18 protein-coding genes are annotated in these 21,495 nt (G+C 70.5%); 10 read left to right on the top strand and 8 right to left on the bottom strand.

Going from position 1 to position 21,495, the window contains the following annotated elements; translation table 11 throughout:
* Positions 1–189: 189 nt before the first annotated feature.
* Positions 190–993 carry a TetR/AcrR family transcriptional regulator gene (locus tag QH276_RS35140; RefSeq protein WP_280400593.1) on the bottom strand — a complete coding sequence of 268 codons (804 nt, stop codon included), beginning with the start codon at positions 991–993 and terminating at the stop codon, positions 190–192.
* Positions 994–1,321: 328 nt separating this feature from the next.
* Between QH276_RS35140 and QH276_RS35135 the strand changes: the two genes are divergently transcribed.
* Both QH276_RS35135 and QH276_RS35130 read left to right on the top strand, forming a co-directional pair.
* Positions 1,322–3,073, top strand: a complete 1,752-nt coding sequence (locus QH276_RS35135; protein ID WP_280400594.1) for a DEAD/DEAH box helicase — start codon at positions 1,322–1,324, stop codon at positions 3,071–3,073.
* Positions 3,073–3,624: a hypothetical protein gene (locus QH276_RS35130; protein ID WP_280400595.1), complete on the top strand. Its 552-nt coding sequence runs from the start codon at positions 3,073–3,075 to the stop codon at positions 3,622–3,624. Before QH276_RS35135 ends, QH276_RS35130 begins: the two co-directional genes overlap by 1 nt.
* Before the next feature lie 122 nt (positions 3,625–3,746).
* On the opposite strand, the gene QH276_RS35125 is transcribed toward QH276_RS35130, so the two are convergent.
* Positions 3,747–4,469 carry a MerR family transcriptional regulator gene (locus tag QH276_RS35125; protein ID WP_280407046.1) on the bottom strand — a complete coding sequence of 241 codons (723 nt, stop codon included), beginning with the start codon at positions 4,467–4,469 and terminating at the stop codon, positions 3,747–3,749.
* Positions 4,470–4,530: 61 nt separating this feature from the next.
* On the opposite strand from QH276_RS35125, the gene QH276_RS35120 reads away from it, so the two are divergent.
* On the top strand, positions 4,531–5,034 hold the full coding sequence (locus tag QH276_RS35120; RefSeq protein ID WP_280399238.1) for a DUF6194 family protein: 504 nt from the start codon (positions 4,531–4,533) through the stop codon (positions 5,032–5,034).
* Between the two features lie 531 nt (positions 5,035–5,565).
* Here QH276_RS35120 and QH276_RS35115 read toward each other — a convergent pair.
* A complete protein-coding gene (locus QH276_RS35115) occupies positions 5,566–6,306 on the bottom strand; it encodes an SDR family NAD(P)-dependent oxidoreductase (RefSeq protein WP_280399239.1) in 741 nt (246 codons plus the stop codon).
* Between the two features lie 103 nt (positions 6,307–6,409).
* On the opposite strand from QH276_RS35115, the gene QH276_RS35110 reads away from it, so the two are divergent.
* Complete coding sequence (locus QH276_RS35110) at positions 6,410–7,006, top strand: TetR/AcrR family transcriptional regulator (RefSeq protein WP_280399240.1); 597 nt, start codon at positions 6,410–6,412, stop codon at positions 7,004–7,006.
* Between the two features lie 36 nt (positions 7,007–7,042).
* Here the strand turns inward: QH276_RS35110 and QH276_RS35105 are convergent, their stop codons facing one another.
* Positions 7,043–8,785, bottom strand: coding sequence for a DEAD/DEAH box helicase (locus QH276_RS35105; RefSeq protein ID WP_280399241.1), 1,743 nt, complete (start codon positions 8,783–8,785; stop codon positions 7,043–7,045).
* Between the two features lie 253 nt (positions 8,786–9,038).
* Here QH276_RS35105 and QH276_RS35100 point away from each other — a divergent pair, with 253 nt between their 5' ends.
* Positions 9,039–10,130, top strand: coding sequence for a YihY/virulence factor BrkB family protein (locus QH276_RS35100; protein WP_280399255.1), 1,092 nt, complete (start codon positions 9,039–9,041; stop codon positions 10,128–10,130).
* Between the two features lie 8 nt (positions 10,131–10,138).
* On the opposite strand, the gene QH276_RS35095 is transcribed toward QH276_RS35100, so the two are convergent.
* Entirely contained in the window at positions 10,139–10,375 is a 237-nt protein-coding gene (locus QH276_RS35095; protein WP_280399242.1) for a DUF3039 domain-containing protein, read from the bottom strand.
* 90 nt (positions 10,376–10,465) lie between these two features.
* Here QH276_RS35095 and QH276_RS35090 point away from each other — a divergent pair, with 90 nt between their 5' ends.
* The 3 genes from QH276_RS35090 (at position 10,466) to QH276_RS35080 (ending at position 13,655) form a co-directional block, all read left to right on the top strand.
* Positions 10,466–10,906, top strand: coding sequence for a DUF3099 domain-containing protein (locus QH276_RS35090; RefSeq protein ID WP_280399243.1), 441 nt, complete (start codon positions 10,466–10,468; stop codon positions 10,904–10,906).
* 56 nt (positions 10,907–10,962) lie between these two features.
* A complete protein-coding gene (locus QH276_RS35085) occupies positions 10,963–12,471 on the top strand; it encodes a DUF7059 domain-containing protein (protein WP_280399244.1) in 1,509 nt (502 codons plus the stop codon).
* Positions 12,472–12,686: 215 nt separating this feature from the next.
* Positions 12,687–13,655, top strand: a complete 969-nt coding sequence (locus tag QH276_RS35080) for a sigma-70 family RNA polymerase sigma factor (RefSeq protein WP_280399245.1) — start codon at positions 12,687–12,689, stop codon at positions 13,653–13,655.
* Between the two features lie 512 nt (positions 13,656–14,167).
* Here QH276_RS35080 and QH276_RS35075 read toward each other — a convergent pair.
* Positions 14,168–16,864: a bifunctional GNAT family N-acetyltransferase/acetate--CoA ligase family protein gene (locus tag QH276_RS35075; RefSeq protein ID WP_280407045.1), complete on the bottom strand. Its 2,697-nt coding sequence runs from the start codon at positions 16,862–16,864 to the stop codon at positions 14,168–14,170.
* Complete coding sequence (locus QH276_RS35070; protein WP_280399247.1) at positions 16,857–18,122, bottom strand: acetoin utilization protein AcuC; 1,266 nt, start codon at positions 18,120–18,122, stop codon at positions 16,857–16,859. The genes QH276_RS35075 and QH276_RS35070 overlap by 8 nt, the downstream gene beginning before the upstream one ends.
* 183 nt (positions 18,123–18,305) lie before the next feature.
* Between QH276_RS35070 and QH276_RS35065 the strand changes: the two genes are divergently transcribed.
* Complete coding sequence (locus QH276_RS35065) at positions 18,306–18,992, top strand: metal-dependent transcriptional regulator (RefSeq protein WP_280399248.1); 687 nt, start codon at positions 18,306–18,308, stop codon at positions 18,990–18,992.
* Between the two features lie 3 nt (positions 18,993–18,995).
* Entirely contained in the window at positions 18,996–19,976 is a 981-nt protein-coding gene (gene galE / locus QH276_RS35060) for a UDP-glucose 4-epimerase GalE (RefSeq protein WP_280399249.1), read from the top strand.
* Between the two features lie 20 nt (positions 19,977–19,996).
* On the opposite strand, the gene QH276_RS35055 is transcribed toward galE, so the two are convergent.
* Complete coding sequence (locus QH276_RS35055) at positions 19,997–21,355, bottom strand: DUF4192 domain-containing protein (RefSeq protein WP_280399250.1); 1,359 nt, start codon at positions 21,353–21,355, stop codon at positions 19,997–19,999.
* Between the last annotated feature and the right edge of the window lie 140 nt (positions 21,356–21,495).

The raw sequence follows: 21,495 nt of genomic DNA, 5'->3' as shown, positions 1-21,495 counted from the left end.
GGCATACCCGGCCCACCACCGAGGACCAGCGGTCCCCTGCCCACGGCCCCCCCCCCCCCCCCCCCCCCCCCCCCCCCCCCCCCCCCCCCCCCCCCCCCCCCCCCCCCCCCCCCCCCCCCCCACCCCCCCCCCCCCCCCCCCCCCCCGGCGGCCCGCCCCCCCCCCCCCCCCCCCCCCCCCCCCCCACGTTCATGCGGGCAGGATCGCGGCGATCAACCGCTCGAGCCCGTATTCGAAGTCCCCGGCCGGATCGCCCGGTGCCTGGTACAGCTCGCCGACCGCCGCGCCCACCCGGCTGGAAAGCGGATAGTCGGCGGCGGGCATGACCTCGGTCAGCAGGGGACCGTAGGTTTCCCACCAGTCGGCGTCCGACTGTTCGCGGGCGCTGCGCGCCGCGGCGAGTGCGGTACGGGCGTTGCCGGTCGCGAACTGGGTCAGCACGGAAATCACCCGGTCCATCTCCGGATCGTCGAGACCGATGCCGTCCACCGCCGCCAGCTGCCGTTCGTAGCGGCGCAGCCTGCCCGGTCCCAGCACCATCCGCCACGACGGGACCTCGAACAGCCACGGGTGCGCCAGGTATTCGGCGCGGACCTGCCGGGCCACGGCGGCCAAGCGGTCGCGGACCGGCAAGTCCTCGGGAATCGGGTCGTCCGCGGCGGCTACGGCGTCGACCATGAGAACCGTGAGCGCTTCCTTGCTGGGGACGTAGGTGTAGAGGCTCATCGGCCGCAGGCCGAGTTCGGCGGCCACCGCCCGGATGGACACCTTGTCGTAGCCCTCGCGGTCGGCCAGGCCTATCGCGGCGGTGACGACCTCGTCGACGCTCACGGTCTGCCGGGGTCCGCGACCGCCCCGGCGCGGTGGCAACCGGTGCCGCCACAGCAGTTCCAGCAGTATCCGAGCCGGGTCCGCAGCCCGGGCCGGGTCGCCCGTCCGGCGTTCCGACGAGTCCGCATTCCCGGGTTCGCTCATCTCGTGCCGACGGGGCATGACCGAGGACTGTCCGGAGTTGCACTCCGCCGGATCGGACCCGCTCATACCCGGCCTCGGCGGCTTCGTACCGCGCCGGACCCGCCGGGCGTGGTGGCATCTACCGGAGCGATCGGTCGTACGGCGTTGCCGGCTCCACCGCCGGTGGACAGTCGACGGACCCAGCCGTCCATGGATCTCCTTTCCCGGCCCGGCGTCGATACCCGCGCCGGGATACCCGGAACAAATCCGGTACCGTACGCGTTCGGATATTACTCCGTACGCAATACGATGATTTTAGGGGTGCACGCTGCCGACCATCGAGACCACCTACCTACCCGACCGGCACATGTTCGCATTGTGGACGTGGACCGGCCACGGCACCGGACCGGCCCCCGCCGGGTTCGGCGATACCGCGACCCTCTCGCTGGTCGTCCCGGAGGGCACCCTTGCGCAACTACGCGCGGGTAGCGCCGGACTCCGGGTGGCGCAGGTCGACTGCGCCCTGGTGGAACCCGGCCGCCTCGCCGGCCTGCCGGTGGACAACCCCGGCCGTTCGACCCGCGCCTGGCGGGAGAACCTCGCCGGCACCCCGGCCGAGCTACCGGTCGCCGGTCACGCGGTCCCGAACGCACAGGGCACCGCCATCGTCGACGCGGGCCATGCCCGCACGGTCCTGTGGGATACCACCGAGGTATCCGGTCTGCTGCGTACCGGGTTGCGGGCCGATCTGCGCCCGTACCAGGCCCGGGGGATCGCCTGGTTGCGGGCGACCGTCGCGCGCCACGGCGGGGCCGTCCTCGCCGACGAAATGGGTCTGGGAAAGACCGTGCAGACCATCGGCCTGCTGGTGGACCGTGCGGACCAGGGCCCGCAGCTGGTGGTGTGCCCGACCTCGCTGGTCGGCAACTGGGTGCACGAAATCGCCCGCTTCGCGCCCGGCCTGCGGCCGACGGCCTGGCGGGGCGGCGCGCTGCCGGCCACCCCCGGCGCGGTGGTGGTCACCGGTTATCCGACCCTGCGCCGGCACGGATCACTGCTCACCGCCACCGGGTGGGCGACGGTGGCCTACGACGAGGCCCAGGCACTGAAGAATCCGCGGACCCAGGTCGCGAAGGCGGCGCGGGCGTTGTCCGCGAGCGCGGTCGTCGCGCTCACCGGCACACCGGTGGAGAATCATCTCGACGAACTGTGGGCGCTGCTGCACCTCGTAGCGCCGAGGATCTTCGGCCATCGCGCCCAGTTCCGGCGTCGCTTCGTCAAACCGATCGAACAGGGTTCGGCCGACGCCGCCGCACGGCTGCGGGACGCCGTCGAACCGGTGCTGTTGTCGCGGCGCAAAGCAGAGGTGGCCGCCTCGCTGCCGGCGAAGATCCACTCGGATCTGCTCTGCGATCTCACGCCGGAGCAGGAGCGCCTGTACGACCGCCTGCTCGACCGCGCCGTCGAGGAAGGCTTCGGCACCGGTGCCGGGCGGCAGACGAAGATCCTGGCCGCGCTCACCGCGTTGAAGCAGGTGTGCAATCACCCCGCCCTGATCGACGGCGATACCGGCGAACTCGCCGGGCGGTCCGGAAAGCTCGATCTGTGCACCGATATCGTCGCGAACAATCTGGACAACTCCGCGCCGACGCTCATCTTCACCCAATACCGGGCGACCGGAGAACTGCTGGTCCGGCATCTCGCCGAACAATTCGCGATCACCGTGCCGTTCTTCCACGGCGGGCTCGCCCAGCCCGAACGCGCCGCGATCGTCGACGAATTCCAGTCGCCGGACGGTCCGCCGGTACTGGTACTGAGCCTGCGGGCGGCCGGCACCGGCCTCACCCTCACCCGCGCCGCCGATGTGATCCATTTCGACCGCTGGTGGAATCCCGCCGTGGAAGCGCAGGCCTCGGATCGGGTCCACCGCATCGGCCAGACCCGCACCGTCACCGTCACCACGCTCACCTCGGCGACGACCGTGGAGGAACATATCGCGGATATGCAGCGGCGGAAGTCGGCCCTCACCGGATTCGGCGCGGGCACGGGCGTCGCCGAACTGGCCCGGCTCGACGACGACCGGCTGCTGGACGTCCTGCGGCGGAAACGAGGTAACTGATGGCGGACAACGAATTCGGCTACACCCGCTGGGGTATGGACTGGGTCCGGCTGGCCGAGCCGCTGCGCCAGACCCGCCCGGACCCGCTGCTACCGCGGGCTCGCAGTATCGCCCGCAACCACGGTGTGCGGACCGAGATCGAAGGCCGGATCGTCCGCGCGCATATCCACCGCGGCGGCCAGGCCTCGATCACCCATATCGAACTGGCGCCGCTGTCCCGGGAGGCGGTCACCGTGCTGGCCGCGACGATCGGCCCGGCGCCGGCCATACCGACCGACGAAATGTACGCCGCGGTGGCCGGCGCCGGTGTTTCGGTGGCACCGCAGCCCGCGGCGATCGATTGTTCCTGCACCGCCCGCACCGCCCGCTGTGTGCACGTACTGGCGACCTTCTACGACGTGGCACGCCAGGTGGACGAGGATCCCCGCCTGAGCCTCGACCTCCAGGGCTACGGCCGGGACGAGGGTCCGGACGATTCGGGGGAGCCCGCCGAAGGTCCACGCTGGGTACCGCTCAACCACCTAGATCCGGCGGTGTACTTCGGGAGCTGAGGCGGGCTTGCGGGCCGGGAGCGAAACGCGCCGGCCGCCGCACCGCCGGGGTGGGCCGGGCCGGCTCCTCGCGTGCGGGCGCACGCCGTCCGGATACCGGAGAGGGGAGCGGGCGCGCGAAGTCATCCCTGCTCCCCCAGCATGATCAGGGTGTTCAGGGCGGCCGCGCCGCGCAGCAGGGCGGCGGACCGGGCGTCGATCCGCGTGTTGCGCGCTGCCAGCGCGGCCGCCAGATCGTCCCACCGGCGCCACCCGCGCAACTGCGGAACCAGCTCGCGGAGAGGTTCGATTCCGTATCCCGCCAGCCGGAGTTGGTGGACCAGCCGGGCGGCGCGCACATCGTCCGGGGTGTAGTGCCGGGGCTCCCGGCCGGTGGTGCGCCGCGGGACGACCAACCCGGCGCTATCCCAGTGCCGCAGCGTCGAGGGTCGTACACCCAGGGCTCGCGCGAGTTCGGAGATGCTCATCGAATCACCCGGGCGGATATCCGCGAGCGGTTCCTCGGCGATGGCCCGGGCCGCCGTCCGCGCGGCCGCGAGAGCACGGCGTTCCCGGTCGGCCCGGGCGTGTGCGGCGTCCAGGAGCGCGAAAAGCCGGCTGCTGTCCCCGGAATGTGCCACGCGCAGGATCGCTTTGGCCGTGGCCGGATCGGCTCCCGCCGCCAGGTCGCGGTAGGCACATGCGGACCACACATGCGCCTCGCCGTACATCCGGTAGCCGGCCGGGGTACGCGGCGCAGGCGGCAGCACACCGTCACGCTCCAGATTGCGCAGTTGCTGGACGGAATACCCGCTCCGCCGCGCCACCTCCGCCGTGCGCAGAACCGCCGAGTTGCGGCTTTCCATTCCACCACCTGTCCTGAGTGCCCTGAACCCTCCACAAGCACTTCAATGTAACGCTGGAACCATGACCATCGACGAGATCATCGGATACGTCACCACCTTCGACGGCATCCTCATCCAGCGGCCGGGCCCCGGCGACGGCACGCCGGAGATCGCCTGGGGCGATACGTTCTTCTATTACGCCCCGGACGGCGAGATCCCGCCCCGCACCCAGCCGTTCGCCACCATCGTCACCAAGGACTATCCCGGCGACGTCCGGTCCCGGCTCGATCGCCCGGACACCTTCCGGCTCAACATCAGCGCCACGGCGGCGGACTTCCGCACCTGGACGGGCCGCGCGCCGCGCGACGCATACAGCGGTAGCGAGGATCCGAGTGTGGCCGATACCGTCCTCGCCCACCCGGTCTACGGGACCGCCGCGTGGCTGGCGGTGGTGAACCCGGGACCCCGCACGGCGCAGGCGGTCCGGGATCTGCTGCGCACCGCGTACGACCGCGCACGCGCCCGCGCGGAACGAACCCGCACCGGGAACCCCTCGGGCGATCCGCACCATCCACCGGTGAGCTGACGCCCGCTCCCACAGGAATGCCCGGTAGATCGGCGCCCGGTACGCCGGACGCCGACGGGGCGGCCGAGACCCCGGCCGCCCCGTGGGCCCACGCGGGATCGAACAGGGCAGATGGGCCTGGATGCGCTGCGTGCCGCGGACAACCGCGCACACGCGGAACAGACCGGGGCCGGGATGACCTGGTGATTCGGCACTGTCCGACACGACCACAGTGCGGTTCCCGCCCACCTCGCCGATCCGTCCCCTCTCGGCCGGGGCCCTGAGTCGATCGCGGCCATGTCATCAAATCGCCGTCTCCTCCGGGGGTGAAGTTCCGCGGGCTCGTCGGTTCGATCGGCGCGCCGGCGTCCGGATGCGGCGGGCGCCGGGGCGCCCGGCCACCCGGTGGTGCCCTACGCGAACACACCAGGCCCGAGCAGGCGAAGCGAGATCGCAACACGGTGTGCCCCGGGCCGTTCGGGTCTGTCGGCGTTCCCGCGCCCGCCGCCGGACGGCGGTCCTACCTCGGGAACACGGCACCGCGCGCCCCGATCACGCGTTGGTGCCGCTGTCCACCGTGACGACCGCGCCCGTGATACTGCGCGCACCCGGCCCGGCGAGGAATGCGACGGTGGCGGCGATATCGTCGGCGGCGCCGTACCGGCCGAGCGCGGTGCGGGCCGCCCCATCCGCCGCATGTGCGCCGTCCGCCGGGTTCATATCGGTATCGGTGGGCCCGGGCTGCACCAGGTTCACGGTGATGCCGCGCGGTCCGAGTTCCCGGGCCAGCGCCTTGGTGTATCCGTTGAGCGCCGATTTGCTCAGGTTGTAGAGGCTCAGACCGGCGAACGGAGCGTGCTCGGCGAGATTGGTGCCGATACTGATGATCCGCCCCTGTTCGCCCATATGGTCGAGCGCGGCCTGCCCGGCGACGAACGCGGCGCGGGCGTGCACGTTCAGCGCCAGATCCACCTCTGCGAACGTGAATTCACGATAAGGCTTGGCGGGAAAGATGCCTGCGTTGTTGATCAGGATGTCCAGGCCGCCCAGTTCGGCCGCCGTCCGGTGTACTGCGGCGACCACGGCCGCCGCGTCGGCACTGTCGGCGGCGAGGGCCACGGCCCGCCGGCCCGATGCTTCGAGATCGGCGACCACGGCCTCGGCGCGCTCCCGCGAATGCTGGTAGGTCACGGCCACATCCGCGCCTTCGGCGGCCAAGCGCCGCGCGATGGCGGCTCCGATACCACGACTTCCGCCGGTTACCAGCGCCACCGAGCCGTTCAGCTCCCGCATACCACTCTCCCTATTTCTGTGTCGATCAGTACATAAATAGGAAAGCCTACGGGGCCGACCGCGTCAAGAGGTATATTTAACGATCGATACAGAAAGGAAGTCGATGGCAGAGCGCGGACGTCCCCGGGGCTTCGACCGCGATATCGCGTTGCGCCGCGCGATGGAGGTCTTCTGGGAACACGGATACGAGGGCACCTCGATGTCCGACCTCACCGCTGCCATGGGAATCAACTCCCCCAGCCTGTACGCGGCGTTCGGCGACAAGGAAGCGCTCTTCCGGGAAGCGGTCGAGCTCTACGGGCAGCAGGAGGGCAGTTGCACCGCGCGCGCCCTGCGCGAAGAGCCCACTGCCCGGGGCGCGATCGAATCCATGCTGCGGGACAACGCCCGCACCTACACCGCGGAGAACTGCCCGAGCGGTTGCATGGTGGTACTCGCGGGATCCACCTACACGCCGCGGACGGACAGTGTGCGGAAGTTCCTCGTCGAGCGGCGCCGCGCGACCCACACGGCCATCCACGAACGCCTCGACCGCGGTGTCGCCGAGGGCGAGCTACCCGCCGGCACCGACACGGCGGAGCTCGCCGAGTTCTACACCACGGTCCTGTACGGGTTGTCCATCCGCGCCCGCGACGGCGCCGGCTACACCGATCTCACCCGCACGGTCGACCGGGCCATGACTGCGTGGCCCGGCAGCTAGCGCGCATTCCTTGTCGATGCGAGCAGCGCCCCCGGATCACATTCGGCGAAGCGCGGCGATCCGGTCGGTGAGCTGGTCGGCGGTGGCGAGCGCGGTGGGCGGGCCACCGCACTGGCGGCGCAGCTCGCCGTGGATCACCCCGTGCGGTTTACCGGTGCGATGGTGGTGCATGGCGACCAGACTGTTCAGTTCCCGGCGCAACTCGCCCAGTTTGTCGGCGGTCGCGACCCGTTCGGCGGCGTTCCCGGCGGCCGCGGGAGCCGGGGCGGCGGCGGCCGGTTCGGACTTCGACCGCTCGGCGACCTGGCGGGCCTGGCGTTCCCGCAGCAGCGCGCGCATCTGCTCGGCGTCGAGCAGGCCCGGAATACCCAGGTAGTCCGCCTCTTCCGCACTACCGGCGAAGGTCGCGGTACCGAACGAGGAACCGTCGTAGATCACCTGGTCCAGTTCGGCGTCGGCGGCCAGCGGGACGAACCGTTGTTCCTCCTCGCCGGGTTCGTCGCGCTGCTTGTTCGCCTCGGTGAGCAGCTCGTCGTCGAGGCCGTCCTTCTCGCGGTGCGGTTTACCGATCACATGGTCGCGTTGCAGCTCGAGCTGCGCGGCCAGATCCAGCAGCACCGGCACCGACGGCAGGAACACGCTGGCCGTCTCACCGGGCCGCCGGGCGCGCACGAACCGGCCGATGGCCTGGGCGAAATACAGCGGCGTGGACGCGCTGGTGGCATACACCCCGACCGCCAGCCGCGGCACGTCGACACCTTCGGACACCATCCGCACCGCGACCATCCACGGTTGGTTCCCGGCGGCGAATTCACCGATCCGCGCCGAGGAGGTGGGGTCGTCGGAGAGCACCAGCACCGGCTTGTTGCCCGTGAGATGTTCCAGGAGTTCGGCATAGGACCGGGCGCGTTCCTGGTCGGAGGCGATCACCAGGCCCCCGGCATCGGGCATACCCGCTTCCCGTAGTTGCGCCAGCCGCATATCGGCGGCCCGGAGCACGGCGTAGATCCAGTCGCCCGCCGGATCGAGGGCGGTGCGCCACGCCCGGGCGGTCTGCTCGGCGTTCAACGGCTCCCCGAGCCGGGCCGTGTACTCCTCCCCCGCGCTGTCGCGCCAATGCGCCTCACCCGAATAGGCCAGGAAGACCACCGGCCGCACGACACCGTCGGCCAGCGCCTCCGCGTACCCGTACGCATGGTCCGCGCGGGAGCGCGGCAATCCGGCCTCGTCGGGTTCGTAGGTGACGAACGGGATCTGGCTGTCGTCGCTGCGGAACGGGGTACCGGTGAGCGCCAGCCGGCGGGTGGCGTCGCCGAAGGCCTCGGCCACCGCGTCACCCCAGCTCTTCGCGTCGCCCGCGTGATGGATCTCGTCCAGGATCACCAGGGTGCGCCGGTTCTCCGTACGTACCCGATGTTTGAAAGGGTGCGCCGCGACCTGGGCGTAGGTCACCACCACACCGTGGTAGTCGCCGGATGTTCCACCGGTCGAATTGGAGAAATTGGAATCCAGGGCAATCCCTGCGCGGGCCCCCGACGCCGCCCACTGGTGCTTGAGGTGTTCGGTCGGGGCGACCACGGTGATCTGGTCCACCGTCCGATCGGCCAGCAATTCGGCGGCCACCCGCAGCGCGAAGGTCGTCTTACCGGCGCCGGGCGTCGCCACGGCCAGGAAATCGCGGGGTTTGGTGGCCAGATACCGGGTCAGGGCGCGCCGCTGCCAGGCGCGCAGGGATGCGCCCGCAACTTCCGTCGCCGTGGCGCCGCTCGCATCGGTCACGAAGACAAACACTAGCGGCCGCCGCGGCCACGGCGCCAAACCGGCGCGGCGGGCGCGACGGGAGTCACAGGGCGGTCGGCCTCCCCCGCCGGGCCCGCCCGGAGACAGCAGCGCGCCCTCACCCGAAATGCCCCCGACCTGTTCGACCGGCCAGGCAACCGGCTCGGGTAACCGGCGCTTCACCTGGCGAGTGCCGACACGTTTGTCCCGGGGCACGGCGCCGGACACTCCGGTGAGCGATGCTGGACTGATCATGCACAGCTACGGACACGGTGCCGGCCCCCGGCCGGGCGCGACTTCGTGGCTGCGCCATGCCCTGGTGCAGGCCCGGCGGCTGATCGTCCGGGTGGCCGTGAAGTCCTGGAACGACTCGATTTTCGCGAAATCGGCGGCCGCGGCGTTCTGGCAGACCCTTTCGCTGGTGCCGTTGCTGTTCGGGTTGCTGGGCGGGCTCGGCTACGTCAGCGGCCTCTTCGGACCCGATACCGTCGAGATCGTCGAATCCAAGATCCTGACCTTCAGCCGGGACCTGTTCAGCCCCAGCGTGGTCACCGATCTCATCGAGCCCACCGTCCGCGATGTGCTCGGCCAGGGCCGCGCGGCCTTCGTCTCGGTGGGTTTCGTGCTCTCGCTGTGGGCGGGCTCGTCGGCCATGGCGACCTTCGTCGACGCGATCACCGACGCCCACGACCAGCAGCATGCCCGGCACCCGGTCTGGCAACGGATCTTCGCGCTGCTGCTGTACGTGCAGTTCCTCGTGGCGGCCGTGTTCATTCTGCCGCTGGTGGCGCTGGGCCCGGTACTGATCGGCCGGATCCTGCCCGACGCCTGGCGCGAGCCGGGGTTGCGGCTGATCGATACGTTCTACTATCCCGCTGTCGGCCTGCTGCTCATCGTCGGGCTGGCCACGCTCTACAAACTCGCCCTGCACAGTTCGCTGCCGTACCACCGGCTGTTCTACGGGGCGCTGGTGGCGGCGGTGTTCTTCATGGCCGCCAGCGAGGGGCTGCGCCGCTACCTGGCCCTCATCACCCGGACGGGGGTCACCTACGGTGCGCTGGCCACCCCGATCGCCTTCCTGCTGTTCACGTTCTTCCTCGGTTTCGCGGTGATCCTCGGCGCCGAGTTCAACGCGGCCGTCCAGGAGTTCTGGCCCGCGCGGGCCACCCGCCTGGAACAGTTCAAGGCCTGGCTGGCCAACCGACGCGGGACGCCGCCGGCCGGTGACGGCCGGGTGGCAGCGGAACCGAAGGCACACCGGCTGCCGGTACACCGGATCCGCCGTGGTGACGACGCACACGACAAGGGCGCCGGTGGGTCACCGGCGCCGTCGAGCACGCGCTGAGCCCGCGCTCAGTCGCCCTTGCGCAGCTGGTCGTAGACCTTCTTGCACTCCGGGCAGACCGGGGAGCCCGGCTTGGGCGAGCGCGTCACCGGGAATACTTCACCGCACAGCGCGACCACCATCGTGCCCATGACGGCACTCTCGGCGATCCGGTCCTTCTTCACGTAGTGGAAGAACTTCGGGGTGTCGTCACCGGTGGTCTCGTCGGTGGTGGTATCGGGGCGAACCAGAGTATCGGTACTCACGGACTCCATGATGCCGTACCGCGACGCCGCCTTCATCCACCACCGGCACCGGGGTTACGCGCGCGGCCGGGGAGTGCAAGACTCGAAGGTATGCAGCAGCACGGCGAAGACTCCGGGCGCGGCCCGGAGCACATCGACGCCGGTGCGAGCGGTCACGGTGAACACATCGGGGCATCGCGACCGGCCCGTCCCTCCCGTTCGTCCGGATACTTTCCCGGTGACGACGCCAAACACGCGGCGCTCATCACCGCGGCGGCCCCCTCGTTCGAAGAGCAGCACCGGGCCCGGGTCCGCCGGTACACGACCATCATGGCGTTCCGGATACCCGCGCTGATCCTGGCCGGTATCGCCTTCACCGTCTTCGACAGCGCCCTGATCGCCATCCTGATCATGGCGGCCTCCGTGCCGCTGCCGTGGATCGCGGTGCTGATCGCCAACGATCGCCCGCCCCGCGACAAGAACGAACCCAGCCGCTGGGACCGGCCGCGCACCGCGCTCGAGGAACGCCGCCACGACGCCATCGACGGATAACCCGGAACCGCCGTCCGGATACCGGTGCCGCCGGGCGCGGGTGGCAGAGTACGGCTGTGCCCACACCCGAATCGTCAACGCTCACCGCTTTGTGCCCCGGCCTGCGTACCGCACTGACCCGCGTGGGTTACGACGCCGGCACCCTGCTCGACGTGCTGGGCGCCGAAGCACACAGCGCGCTCGGCCGTGGCGAGCCGGTCCCGGTACGGCGAATAGCACGCGAAGCCGGCGATCTCGGCGTCCTGGTGCGGTTGCTGCTCCTCGGTGACGCTGTCGACGAACACGAGGTGGCGGCCGCACTGGCGCCGGTCCCGGTGGCCGATGCGGTCACGGCCGGGCTACTGACCACGTCGGACGGCCGGATCCGGGCGGCGCTGGATCTGCGCCCGCTGGACACCGGCGCGGGTACCCGCTGGATCCTCTCGGACCTCGACGATTCGATGTCGCCACGCACCCTGGCCGAGGATCACGTGCTGGGGGTGGGCCATGCCTCGCTCTCGCTGCTGCGGGCCACCCCCACCGCCCCGGTCGGGTCGGTGCTGGACCTCGGTACCGGCTGCGGGGTGCAAGCCGTGCACGCCGCCGGTTACGCCCGCTCGGTGACCGCCACCGATATCAATCCGCGGGCGCTGTGGCTGGCCGAGGCCACCGCCGCGCTCAACGGTCTCGATATCGAACTGGTGGCCGGTTCCTGGTTCGAACCCGTGGCCGGCCGGCGATTCGATCAGGTAGTGGCCAATCCACCGTTCGTCGTGGGGCCGGCTCGGATCGAGCACACCTATCGCGATTCCGGGCTCGCCCTCGACGGCGCCACCGAATTGGTCCTCTCCCGCACTCCCGATCTGCTGGCGCCCGGCGGGACGGCGGCCGTATTGGGCGCGTGGGTGCACACCGGCGGCGAGGACTGGCGTGCCCGGGTCTCGGGCTGGTTACCGGCCGCGGGAATCGACGCGTGGATCGTGCAGCGCGATATCGCCGATCCGGCGCTGTACGTGGGCACCTGGTTGCGCGATGCCGGACTGGACCCGCGCAGCCCGGCCGCGCAGCAGCGCGCCGAGGAGTGGCTCACCGCCCTCGACGACGCGGGCGTCACCGGGATCGGCTTCGGCTTCGTCTACCTGCGCGCGATCGACGGGCCGACCGAAGTGCTGGCCGAGGACCTGACCCACGGTTTCGACGACCCGCTGGGCGCTGAGGCCTTCGCCTATTTCGAACGGTCCGCCTGGCTGCGCGCGGTCGCCGCGGAACCGGAGCTCGCCTGGCGCTCCCGGTTCCGGGTCGATCCGGCGGCCGCGCTGGAACAGGTCTCGGTGCCCGGGACCGACGGGTGGGAGCCCCGGGTCGCCCGGCTCCACCGGGGCGACGGCCCGCGGTGGCAGCACGAGGTGGACGAGATCACCGTCTCCCTGCTCGCGGGAATGCGGCCCGACGGTCTGCCGTTGTACGAACTGGTCGAACTGCTGGCACTGTCCCAGGGATACGACGAGGTGGCCCCGGAATTCGCCGCCGCGGTGCTGGGGGTCGTCACCGCACTGGTGCGGCACGGACTCGTGCACCCCGCCTGACGGGTGTGACCTCCTGCTTCCTCGCGACGCCGGTAACGGTGGCCCGGCTGCGGCCGTGTCGATCGCGGGTTTCCCGGCGCGTTCGTTCTCAGGAACTTCTCAGAACGCAACGGTGAAAACCCCAGTTCAGAGCGGTTTATCCGTACCCGCCGAGGGAACTTTCCCTATGTCGGGTCCGTTGTTCGGAGTGAGACACCACCGACAGGAGGCAAGTCATGACAAGCCCCGCCACCACTCGTGTGCGCCCCAGTGATACGGACCTCGACGCCCAGAGCCCCGCCGCCGACCTGGTACGCGTGTACCTGAACGGGATCGGCCGTACCGCGCTGCTCACCGCCGCCGACGAAGTGGAACTGGCCAAGCGCATCGAGGCGGGTCTCTATGCCCAGCACCTGCTGGAGACCGGTAAGCGGTTGTCGGCGTCCCGTAAGCGCGATCTGGCGATCGTCGTCCGGGAGGGCCAAGCGGCGCGGTCGCATCTGCTGGAAGCCAACCTGCGCCTGGTCGTCTCGCTCGCCAAGCGGTACACGGGCCGCGGCATGCCGCTGCTGGATCTGATCCAGGAGGGCAACCTGGGCCTGATCCGCGCGATGGAGAAGTTCGACTACGCCAAGGGCTTCAAGTTCTCCACCTACGCCACCTGGTGGATCCGCCAGGCCATCACTCGCGGTATGGCCGATCAGAGCCGCACGATCCGGCTCCCGGTCCATCTCGTGGAGCAGGTCAACAAGCTCGCCCGGATCAAGCGCGAACTGCATCAGCAGCTCGGCCGGGAAGCCACCGACGAGGAACTGGCCAACGAATCCGGTATCGCGGTCGAGAAGATCGCCGATCTACTCGACCACAGCCGCGATCCGGTGAGCCTGGATATGCCGGTCGGCAACGACGAAGAGGCCCCCCTCGGTGATTTCATCGAGGATTCCGAGGCGACCTCCGCCGAAAGCGCCGTGATCGCCGGTCTGCTGCACCACGACGTCCGCAGTGTGCTGAACACGCTGGACGAACGGGAACAGCAGGTCATCCGGTTGCGGTTCGGGCTCGACGACGGCCAGCCGCGCACCCTCGATCAGATCGGCAAGCTGTTCGGTCTGTCCCGCGAGCGGGTCCGCCAGATCGAGCGTGAGGTCATGTCGAAACTCCGCAAGGGCGAACGAGCCGACCGGCTGCGCGCCTACGCCAGCTGACAACACCCAGATATCGATCACCACGATGACCGGCCCACTCGGCCGGTCATCGGCATATATGGCCCCGAAAGCCCAGCCGGGCCTACGCCGTAGTCCGGCATCTGCCGATGCTCGCCGCCGGAGAAACGGATACGGCCGAGGCCGCCGACTGCCGCATCGCCCGGAGCGGCCGTCCCTGCGTTCACTTCGGGCCGTCCACGACGTTCCTCCCCGATCTCTCCCCAGTCTCTGCCGGACCGGCTGAGCCCCGCGAGCCTGCCGGGTGGGCCCGGCAACCCCGTCAGGCAAGCCTGCAACCCCGTCAAGTCGTTCGTGCGGCCCTGCCATGTGGTTCGTGCGGCCCTGCCAAGTGGTTGGTGCAGTTCCATGCCGACCGGGCCCGGTGGTCCTCGCCGCTCGGTAATCCACGTTCGTCGCCGACCGTGCAGGAGTGTCCATGCCGGCGCCGGGCCACGGATGCCTCCGGCGGGCGGACCCGCTACGGCCGGCAGCAACGGCCATCGCGATCGACGTCAGCCCAGGCGCCGGGGGCCGGTGTCGAAACGGCTCGGCTGGGGGCCGATGCGGGCGCGGGCGTACAGGATCGCGGCCGATTCCGGGCTGGCCAGGACAGGTTCACAGGACAGTTCCCGCATCTCGGGCAGATCGTCGAACATGGCCGAAATTCGCCGGGTGAGGTCGATGAGGGCTGCCTTGTCGACGCGCGGGCTGGCGGGGGTGCCACTGAGCAGCGGCGCGGCCCGCGGCGCGTCGATGAGAGCCGCGGCCTCGTCCGCGGAGAGCGGTAGGGCCCGGTAGGCGCGGTCGCCGAGCAGTTCGATGATGGGGCCGGAAAGCCCGAATTCGATCACCGATCCGAAGGCCGGATCGTCCTGTACCCGGAGCACACAGCCGACGCCTTTGGGCGCCATCCGCTGAATGTGGACGAGCGGGTCGCCGCAGAGTTCGACCAGATCGCGGTAGGCCTGGCGCACGGCCTCCGGCCGCCAGAGGTCCAGCCGGACCCAGCTCATATCCGGGCGACGCCGCCAGCTCTCGTTCGTTGCCTTCGCCGCCACCGGATAGCCGAGTTCCGCGGCCGCGGTCACCGCCGCATACTCATCCCGGACCGCCCGGAAATCCACCACCGAGATCCCGTAGCAGGCCAGTAGTGCGACCGTCTCGGCGTCGGTCAGCCGGCGGCCGCCGGTCCCCCGCATCCATTCCGCCACGAGCGCCATCGCCCGCTCACTGTCGATGCCGCCCGGGCGCCCCGGATCGGCGCCCGGCCGGGAGGCATCATCGGCAGCCGGCGTGAGCGGCCGGTCCCGCCATCGGGCATAACGCTGCACCCGGGCCAGCGCCCGCACCGCCCGCGCCGGATCCGGGAACGACGGGATGGAACCGCGCACCGCCGCCGCACCCGGACCGCGCACCGCGAGCAGGTCCGGGATACCGTCGCCGCTGGCGAACGTGGTCAGCACCGGCTTGGTCTCGGCCGCTTCCGCCACGGCAGCCCGGATCGCTTCCGCATAACCGGTCTGCGGCAACGGAATCGGCGGCGCGAAGATCACGATCACCGCGTCGGTATCCGGCGCGCGCAGCGCCGCGGTGACCGCGGTACGAAAATCCTCGGCGGTCGCCTGCGGGCCCAGATCCACGGGTTCGGCGGCGCTCAGTCCCTCACTGCGCGCCGCGTCCGCGGTGAGCCAGTTGAGGGCCGTGCTGTTGCCCACGATCGCCGGGCGCGGGCCCCGCGGAAGCGGCTGATAGCCCAGCAACGCCGCGCAGTCGAACATCTCCGAAATAGATTCGGCCTGAATCACTCCCGACTGGGCGAACAGGTCGCGGACCACGGCCCGGTCCAGTTCGCCTTCCGAATCACCGCGCGCGGCGAGCCGGCTCGGGCTCACCGCCACGATCGGTTTGCTGCGGGCGACCCGGCGCGCGATCCGCGAGAACTTCCGCGGGTTACCGAAACTCTCCAGGTACAACAGGATCACGTCGGTATCGGCGTCGGTATCCCAGTACTGCAGCAGGTCGTTACCGGAGACATCCGCGCGGTTCCCGGCGGAGACGAACGTGGACAGGCCCAGATTGCGCGCGGCGGCCTCGGCCAGGATCGCCACGCCCAGCGGCCCGGACTGGCAGAAGAACCCGATCCGCCCGCGCCCCGGCAGTACCGTGGCCAGCGTCGCGTTGAGGCCGACCGCGGCATCCGTATTGGCGATACCCAGCGCACTCGGGCCGACCACCCGCATCCCGTGACCGCGAGCCGCCGCGACGAGTTCCGCTTCCGCCACGCGTCCCGCCTCCCCCGTTTCGCTGAATCCGGCGGACAGCACCAGCAGGCCCTTCACCCCCTTGGCCATACAGTCGTCGAGCACCGAGCTGATCGCGGCCGCCGGCACCGCCACGACCGCCAGGTCCACCTCGTCGGGGATATCGCGCACCGTGGGGTAGGCGTGCACGCCACGTACCGAGCGCCGGTCGGGGTTCACCGGGTACACCGCGCCCTGGAAGGTGCCGTCGAGCAGATTGGCCAGCACCACTCCGCCGACCCGGGTGGTACTGGGCGTGGCGCCGATCACCGCGACCGACCGCGGCGCGAGCAGGTTGCCGACACTGCGCGCCTCCGAGGCGCGCTCCCGCGCATCGCGCACCGAACGCAGCGCCTCGGTGGGGTCGATAGCGAACTCCAGATGCAGTACCGACCCGTCGCGGCTGCGTCGCACCTGATAGCCCGCCTCCCGGAAGACGGTGACCATCACCGTGTTCTCGGCCAGCACCTCGGCGACGAAGGTGTCGATCCCGTTCTCCGCGGCGGCGCCGGCGAGATGCTCGAGCAGGATCGAGCCGAGCCCGCGGCCTTGGTGCCCGTCGGCCACCACGAAGGCGACCTCCGCGGCCCGCATATCCGGCCGGTCGAGCAGTTCGTATCGGCCGACGGCGATGATCGACTCGCCCAGGACGGCCACCAGCCCCACCCGGTCGCGGTAGTCGACATGGGTGGTGCGGTACAGATCCTTCGGCGAGATCCGTGGATACGGCCCGAAATAGCGCAGGTAGCGGGTGCGTTCGGAGAGGGCGGTATGGAACCGTTGCAGTTCCTCGGCGTCGGCCGGGGTGATCGGGCGCAAGCGCACCACGCCCCCGTCGGAGGCCAGGACATCGGCGTGCCAGTGCTGCGGTGCCGGTGCCGGATCGTCGGGAACAGTGGGATCAGTCACGCGGGTCCTCCGGGTCCAGGCCGAGCGGGCCGAAGCTGGCTCGGCGGGTGGCGAGAACGGCGGTGTCGACCGCACGTTGCGCGCGATCGGCCCGGGCGTCCCCGGTTTCCGCGGTCCCCCCGGGCCCGTCCCAGCGCTGGAACGCGATATCCACACCGTCGCCCATGGTGCGGGGCGGCGATATCCGCGGCCTGTCGGTGTGTACGAGATCGATCCAATCCTGCGGTATCGCGGTCGCCGGGTCCACCGGGCGGTCGAGTGCGATGCCCAGCAGATGGGTCCAGGCCCGCGGTACCACCCGCACCAGCCCGTAGCCGCCGCCGCCGACGGCCAGCCAGCGTCCCTCGGCGTACCGGTCGGCGAGATCCCGCATGGCGGCGAAGGCGGCCCGCTGGCCCTCGATACCGAGTTCGAGTTCGGCGAGCGGATCCTCGCGATGGGTGTCGACGCCGCACTGGCTGATCACCAGCTGCGGGCGGAAGGCCGCGACCGCGCCGGGCACCACCGCGTGGAAAGCCCGCAGCCACTGTGGGTCGCGGGTGCCCGGTAGCAGCGGGAGATTGATCGCGGTGCCGTCGCCGGGGCCGCTTCCGGTTTCCTCCGGCCATCCGGTATTCGGCCACAACGTCGCCGGATGCTGGTGGACGGAGATGGTCAGTACCCGCGGGTCCCGGTAGAACGCGTGCTGAACCCCGTCGCCGTGGTGGACATCCACATCGATATAGGCGATTCGGTCGAATCCGTGGTCGAGCAACCAGGAGATGGCCACCGCCACATCGTTGTACACGCAGAACCCCGCCGCCGCGCCGGGCATGGCATGGTGCATCCCGCCGCCGATGCTCACCGCACGCCGGGTGGTGCCCTCGGCGATCGCCCGCGCGCCGGCCAGCGTCCCACCCACGATCACCGACGAGGCTTCGTGCATCCGCGGGAAGACCGGGTTGTCGGCCGAGCCGAGCCCGTACGGCGGGTCCACGGGTACCGCGCCCGGAATCGCCGCGGGCACCGCGTGCCGTACGGCGTCGATATAGTCCGCGGCGTGCACCCGGAGCAGGTCCGCGGTATCCGCCGGCCCCGGTTCCAGGAGTTCGATTCCGTCCAGTACCCCGAGCGCTTGCGCCAGCGCCATGGTGTACCGCAACCGGACGGGTTTCATCGGATGCTCGGGTGTCCACGAGTAGTCCAGAAACCGGTCGGTCCACACGACTGCCGCCGCGTGCCCGTCATCGCGAGGTACCTCCGGTGCTGAAGTGGCCATGATCGCAACCGTAGTGGGAAGGGCGGAACCCCATCCGGCGTTGTCATGCAGTAGAAATACATGTATGTGCGACCGCGGCGCCGAACCGCGCGCCGCCGGTATTCCCATCGCGTCACGCGACCCGCTCTGTTCGACCGCGGTCGCTGGTGCGCAGGTAGAATTCGTGCCGACGAAGGGGCAACAGTGAAGGATCTGGTCGACACCACGGAGATGTATCTCCGTACCATCTACGACCTCGAGGAGGAGGGCGTCGTACCCCTGCGTGCCCGGATCGCCGAGCGGCTGGAACAGAGCGGGCCGACGGTGAGCCAGACCGTGGCACGGATGGAACGCGACGGGCTGTTGCTCGTCGCGGGTGACCGGCATCTGGAACTGACCGACAAGGGCCGCAGTATGGCGGTCGCCGTGATGCGCAAACACCGCCTGGCCGAGCGACTGCTGGTGGACATCATCGGCCTGGACTGGCAGAACGTCCACGCGGAGGCCTGCCGCTGGGAGCATGTGATGAGCGAAGACGTCGAACGACGCCTCGTCGAGGTGCTCAACCATCCCACCACCTCGCCGTACGGCAACCCGATTCCGGGGCTGGACGAACTCGGTATCAGCGCGTCCGACCTGCACGAGGAACCGCTCAAGCGACTCTCCGAACTGCCCCAGGGGCAGACCCACGCCGTGGTGGTCCGCCGGCTGGCCGAACATATCCAGACCGATCCCGAGGTGATCGGCCGCTTGCGGGAGGCCGGTGTGGTTCCCGACGCGCGTGTCACGGTCGAGAGCAAACCGGGTGCGGTGGTGATCACCGTTCCCGGGCACGGGGGTTTCGAACTGCCCGATGAAATGGCCCATGCCGTCCAGGTGAAGCTGGTCTGATCCGTGAAACTTCTGGTCACCGGCGGTGCCGGTTACGTAGGTGGGGTCTGCGCGCTGGTGTTGCGCGAGCGGGGCCACGAGGTCGTGGTGGTCGACGACCTGTCGACGGGTAACGCGGACGGCATACCCACCGGCGTCGAATTCGTCGAAGGCGATGTGGCCGAGGCCGCACCGGCTCTGCTGCGCTCCCGGCAGTTCGACGGGGTCCTGCATTTCGCGGCGCAGTCGCTGGTCGGTGAATCGGTACAGCTCCCGGAAAAGTACTGGCACGGCAATGTGGTGAAAACGCTCACACTGCTCGAAGCCATCCGGGAGACCGGAACGCCCCGGCTGGTGTTCTCCTCCACCGCGGCCGTCTACGGCGAACCCGAGCAGGTTCCCATCACCGAGGATGCCCCGGCCCGGCCCACGAATCCCTACGGCGCCTCGAAACTGGCCGTCGACAACGCCATCACGTCGTATTCGGTAGCGCACGGCCTGGCCGCGACCAGCCTGCGGTACTTCAACGTGGCCGGCGCCTACGGTGGTCTCGGTGAGAACCGGGTGGTGGAAACCCATCTGATTCCGCTGGTGCTGCAGGTCGCTGCGGGCCACCGGGATTCCATTTCGGTGTTCGGTACCGATTGGCCCACCCCCGACGGCACTGCGGTCCGCGATTACATCCATATCCTGGATCTCGCCCAGGCCCATCTCCTGGCGCTGGAAACGGCCACGGCGGGTACTCATCGCGTCTTCAATCTCGGCAGTGGCACCGGTTTCTCGGTGCGCGAGGTGATCTCGGCGTGCGAACGGGTCACCGGGGGGCCGATCGCGGCGGTCGATGCGCCGCGCCGGGCCGGTGATCCCGCGGTGCTGATCGCCTCCAGCCGCCGGGCCATCGACGAACTGGGCTGGCAACCGAAGCACAACGACCTCGACGAGATCGTGTCCACCGCGTGGGACTATCTGCAAGGTCTCGGATCCCGCGCACACAGCGCCCGCTGACCTCCCCGCGCCGTCGCCGCTCACCATCGGCCCGCATCCAGGTCTACCCCGAGTGCGGCGGCGCAGTCGCGGCCGCACCGGGCGAGTTCCCGCAGACGTTCGGGGCGCATCCCGGCCTCCAGCGCCGTGTGCAGGAGATTCGCCATCGAGTGATGCGGATCGGCCGAGAGCGCGGCGTCCAGGGCGATCCCGGCGAACGGGCCGTCGCCCCGAACGTAGGCGAAATAGCCCAGCAGAGTGGCTGATTCGGCCCGGTCCGGGCCGTGGAGTGCGCGGGTCAGCCATAGCCACAGCTGTTCGGCCGCCGCCGCGTGCGGGCCGGCGGCGAGCGCGAACATACTGTCCCGCAGTTCCCGGTCGCGTAACGCTACGGCGAGATCCGCGAGTTCCCGGGCGTCGAGTTCGCTACCGGATTCGGCGCTCGCTATCAGCCACAGCACGGTGGCGAGTTCGCCGCGTAGGAATCCGATCGGGTCGCCACGCCGGGCCGCCGCCGCGTAGCGGTCCTTGGCGCGGGCCTTGGCCGCGGTGAGTTCGGCCGAGACCCGAGCGTGCGATGCGGTGTCGGCGGCGACCAGCGCCGTCAGCTCGTCGCGGCTGCGCCGTACCGGCCGCCCGTCGAGGACGCGGTTCAGCGTGACCCGGGAGGCCGCCGGATCGGCGATGAGGCCGCGCTCCCGCGGGTCGGTGAGGCTCCACCAGGGATGACCGGCACGGATCACCGGAGCCGCCCACGCAGCGCGTACCGGAACCGCCGCGGCCGCCAGGCGCCGCTCCAGTTCCGCCAGGACCGGAACAGGCTCCGCGAGAGCGTTTTCCGGCTCCACCAGATCGTCGTCGACGAGGACGGCGAGCACGCCCACCACGCCCGGCCGGGCGCATACCCGCGCCGCGGCCGCGGCCACGGTGGTGGTATCGGGTGGCCGCCGGTCCACCGGACGCAGGAGATCGAACCGCACGACGAGATCGACGACCGCACTGTGCGGGGCCTCGGTCCCCGCACAGAGCACGGCCAGGATCAGGGAGCGTTCCGGGCAGAAACCGAGCATGGCGGGGATGGCCGCGAGGAGATCTCCCGGATCGTCGAGCCGGGCCGGGTGCGGCCGGGCGAGCCAGTCGTACTCGCCGGCCGCACCCTCACCGCAGCGCAACCGGCCCCGGCCGGACGACCGGCCACCGGACTCGGTGTGTGCCGTGCCACGCAGGGCAGCGGGGGCCGGCGCGGCAACCGGCCGGGCGGAGAAAACCCGGGCCGTCGGGCAGCGGGCGGAACGCGCGGGTGTGGTGGGCGACCGGCCCGTACCATCCGGGCCCGGTGGCACGGATACGCCGGTCGGTGTGGTGGGCGGCGGGAAGGCCGAGGCGGCTGCGGGTGTCATGGACCGATCATCCGGCCGGCGGCAGCACAGCTCGCCGCCGTGAACTGGGCTGATACCGCGAAGAAACAGGTCTGTGGATAACTTCGGGCTGTGTATACCGCCGCGCGCGTTCCGGCGGACAGCTGGGCGTTTCCGAGCCA

Source organism: Nocardia carnea (genome assembly GCF_029869215.1).
GTDB lineage: Bacteria > Actinomycetota > Actinomycetes > Mycobacteriales > Mycobacteriaceae > Nocardia > Nocardia carnea_B.
The sequence above is the reverse complement of the archived record's forward strand: the minus strand, read 5'-3'. Positions and strand labels throughout refer to the sequence as shown.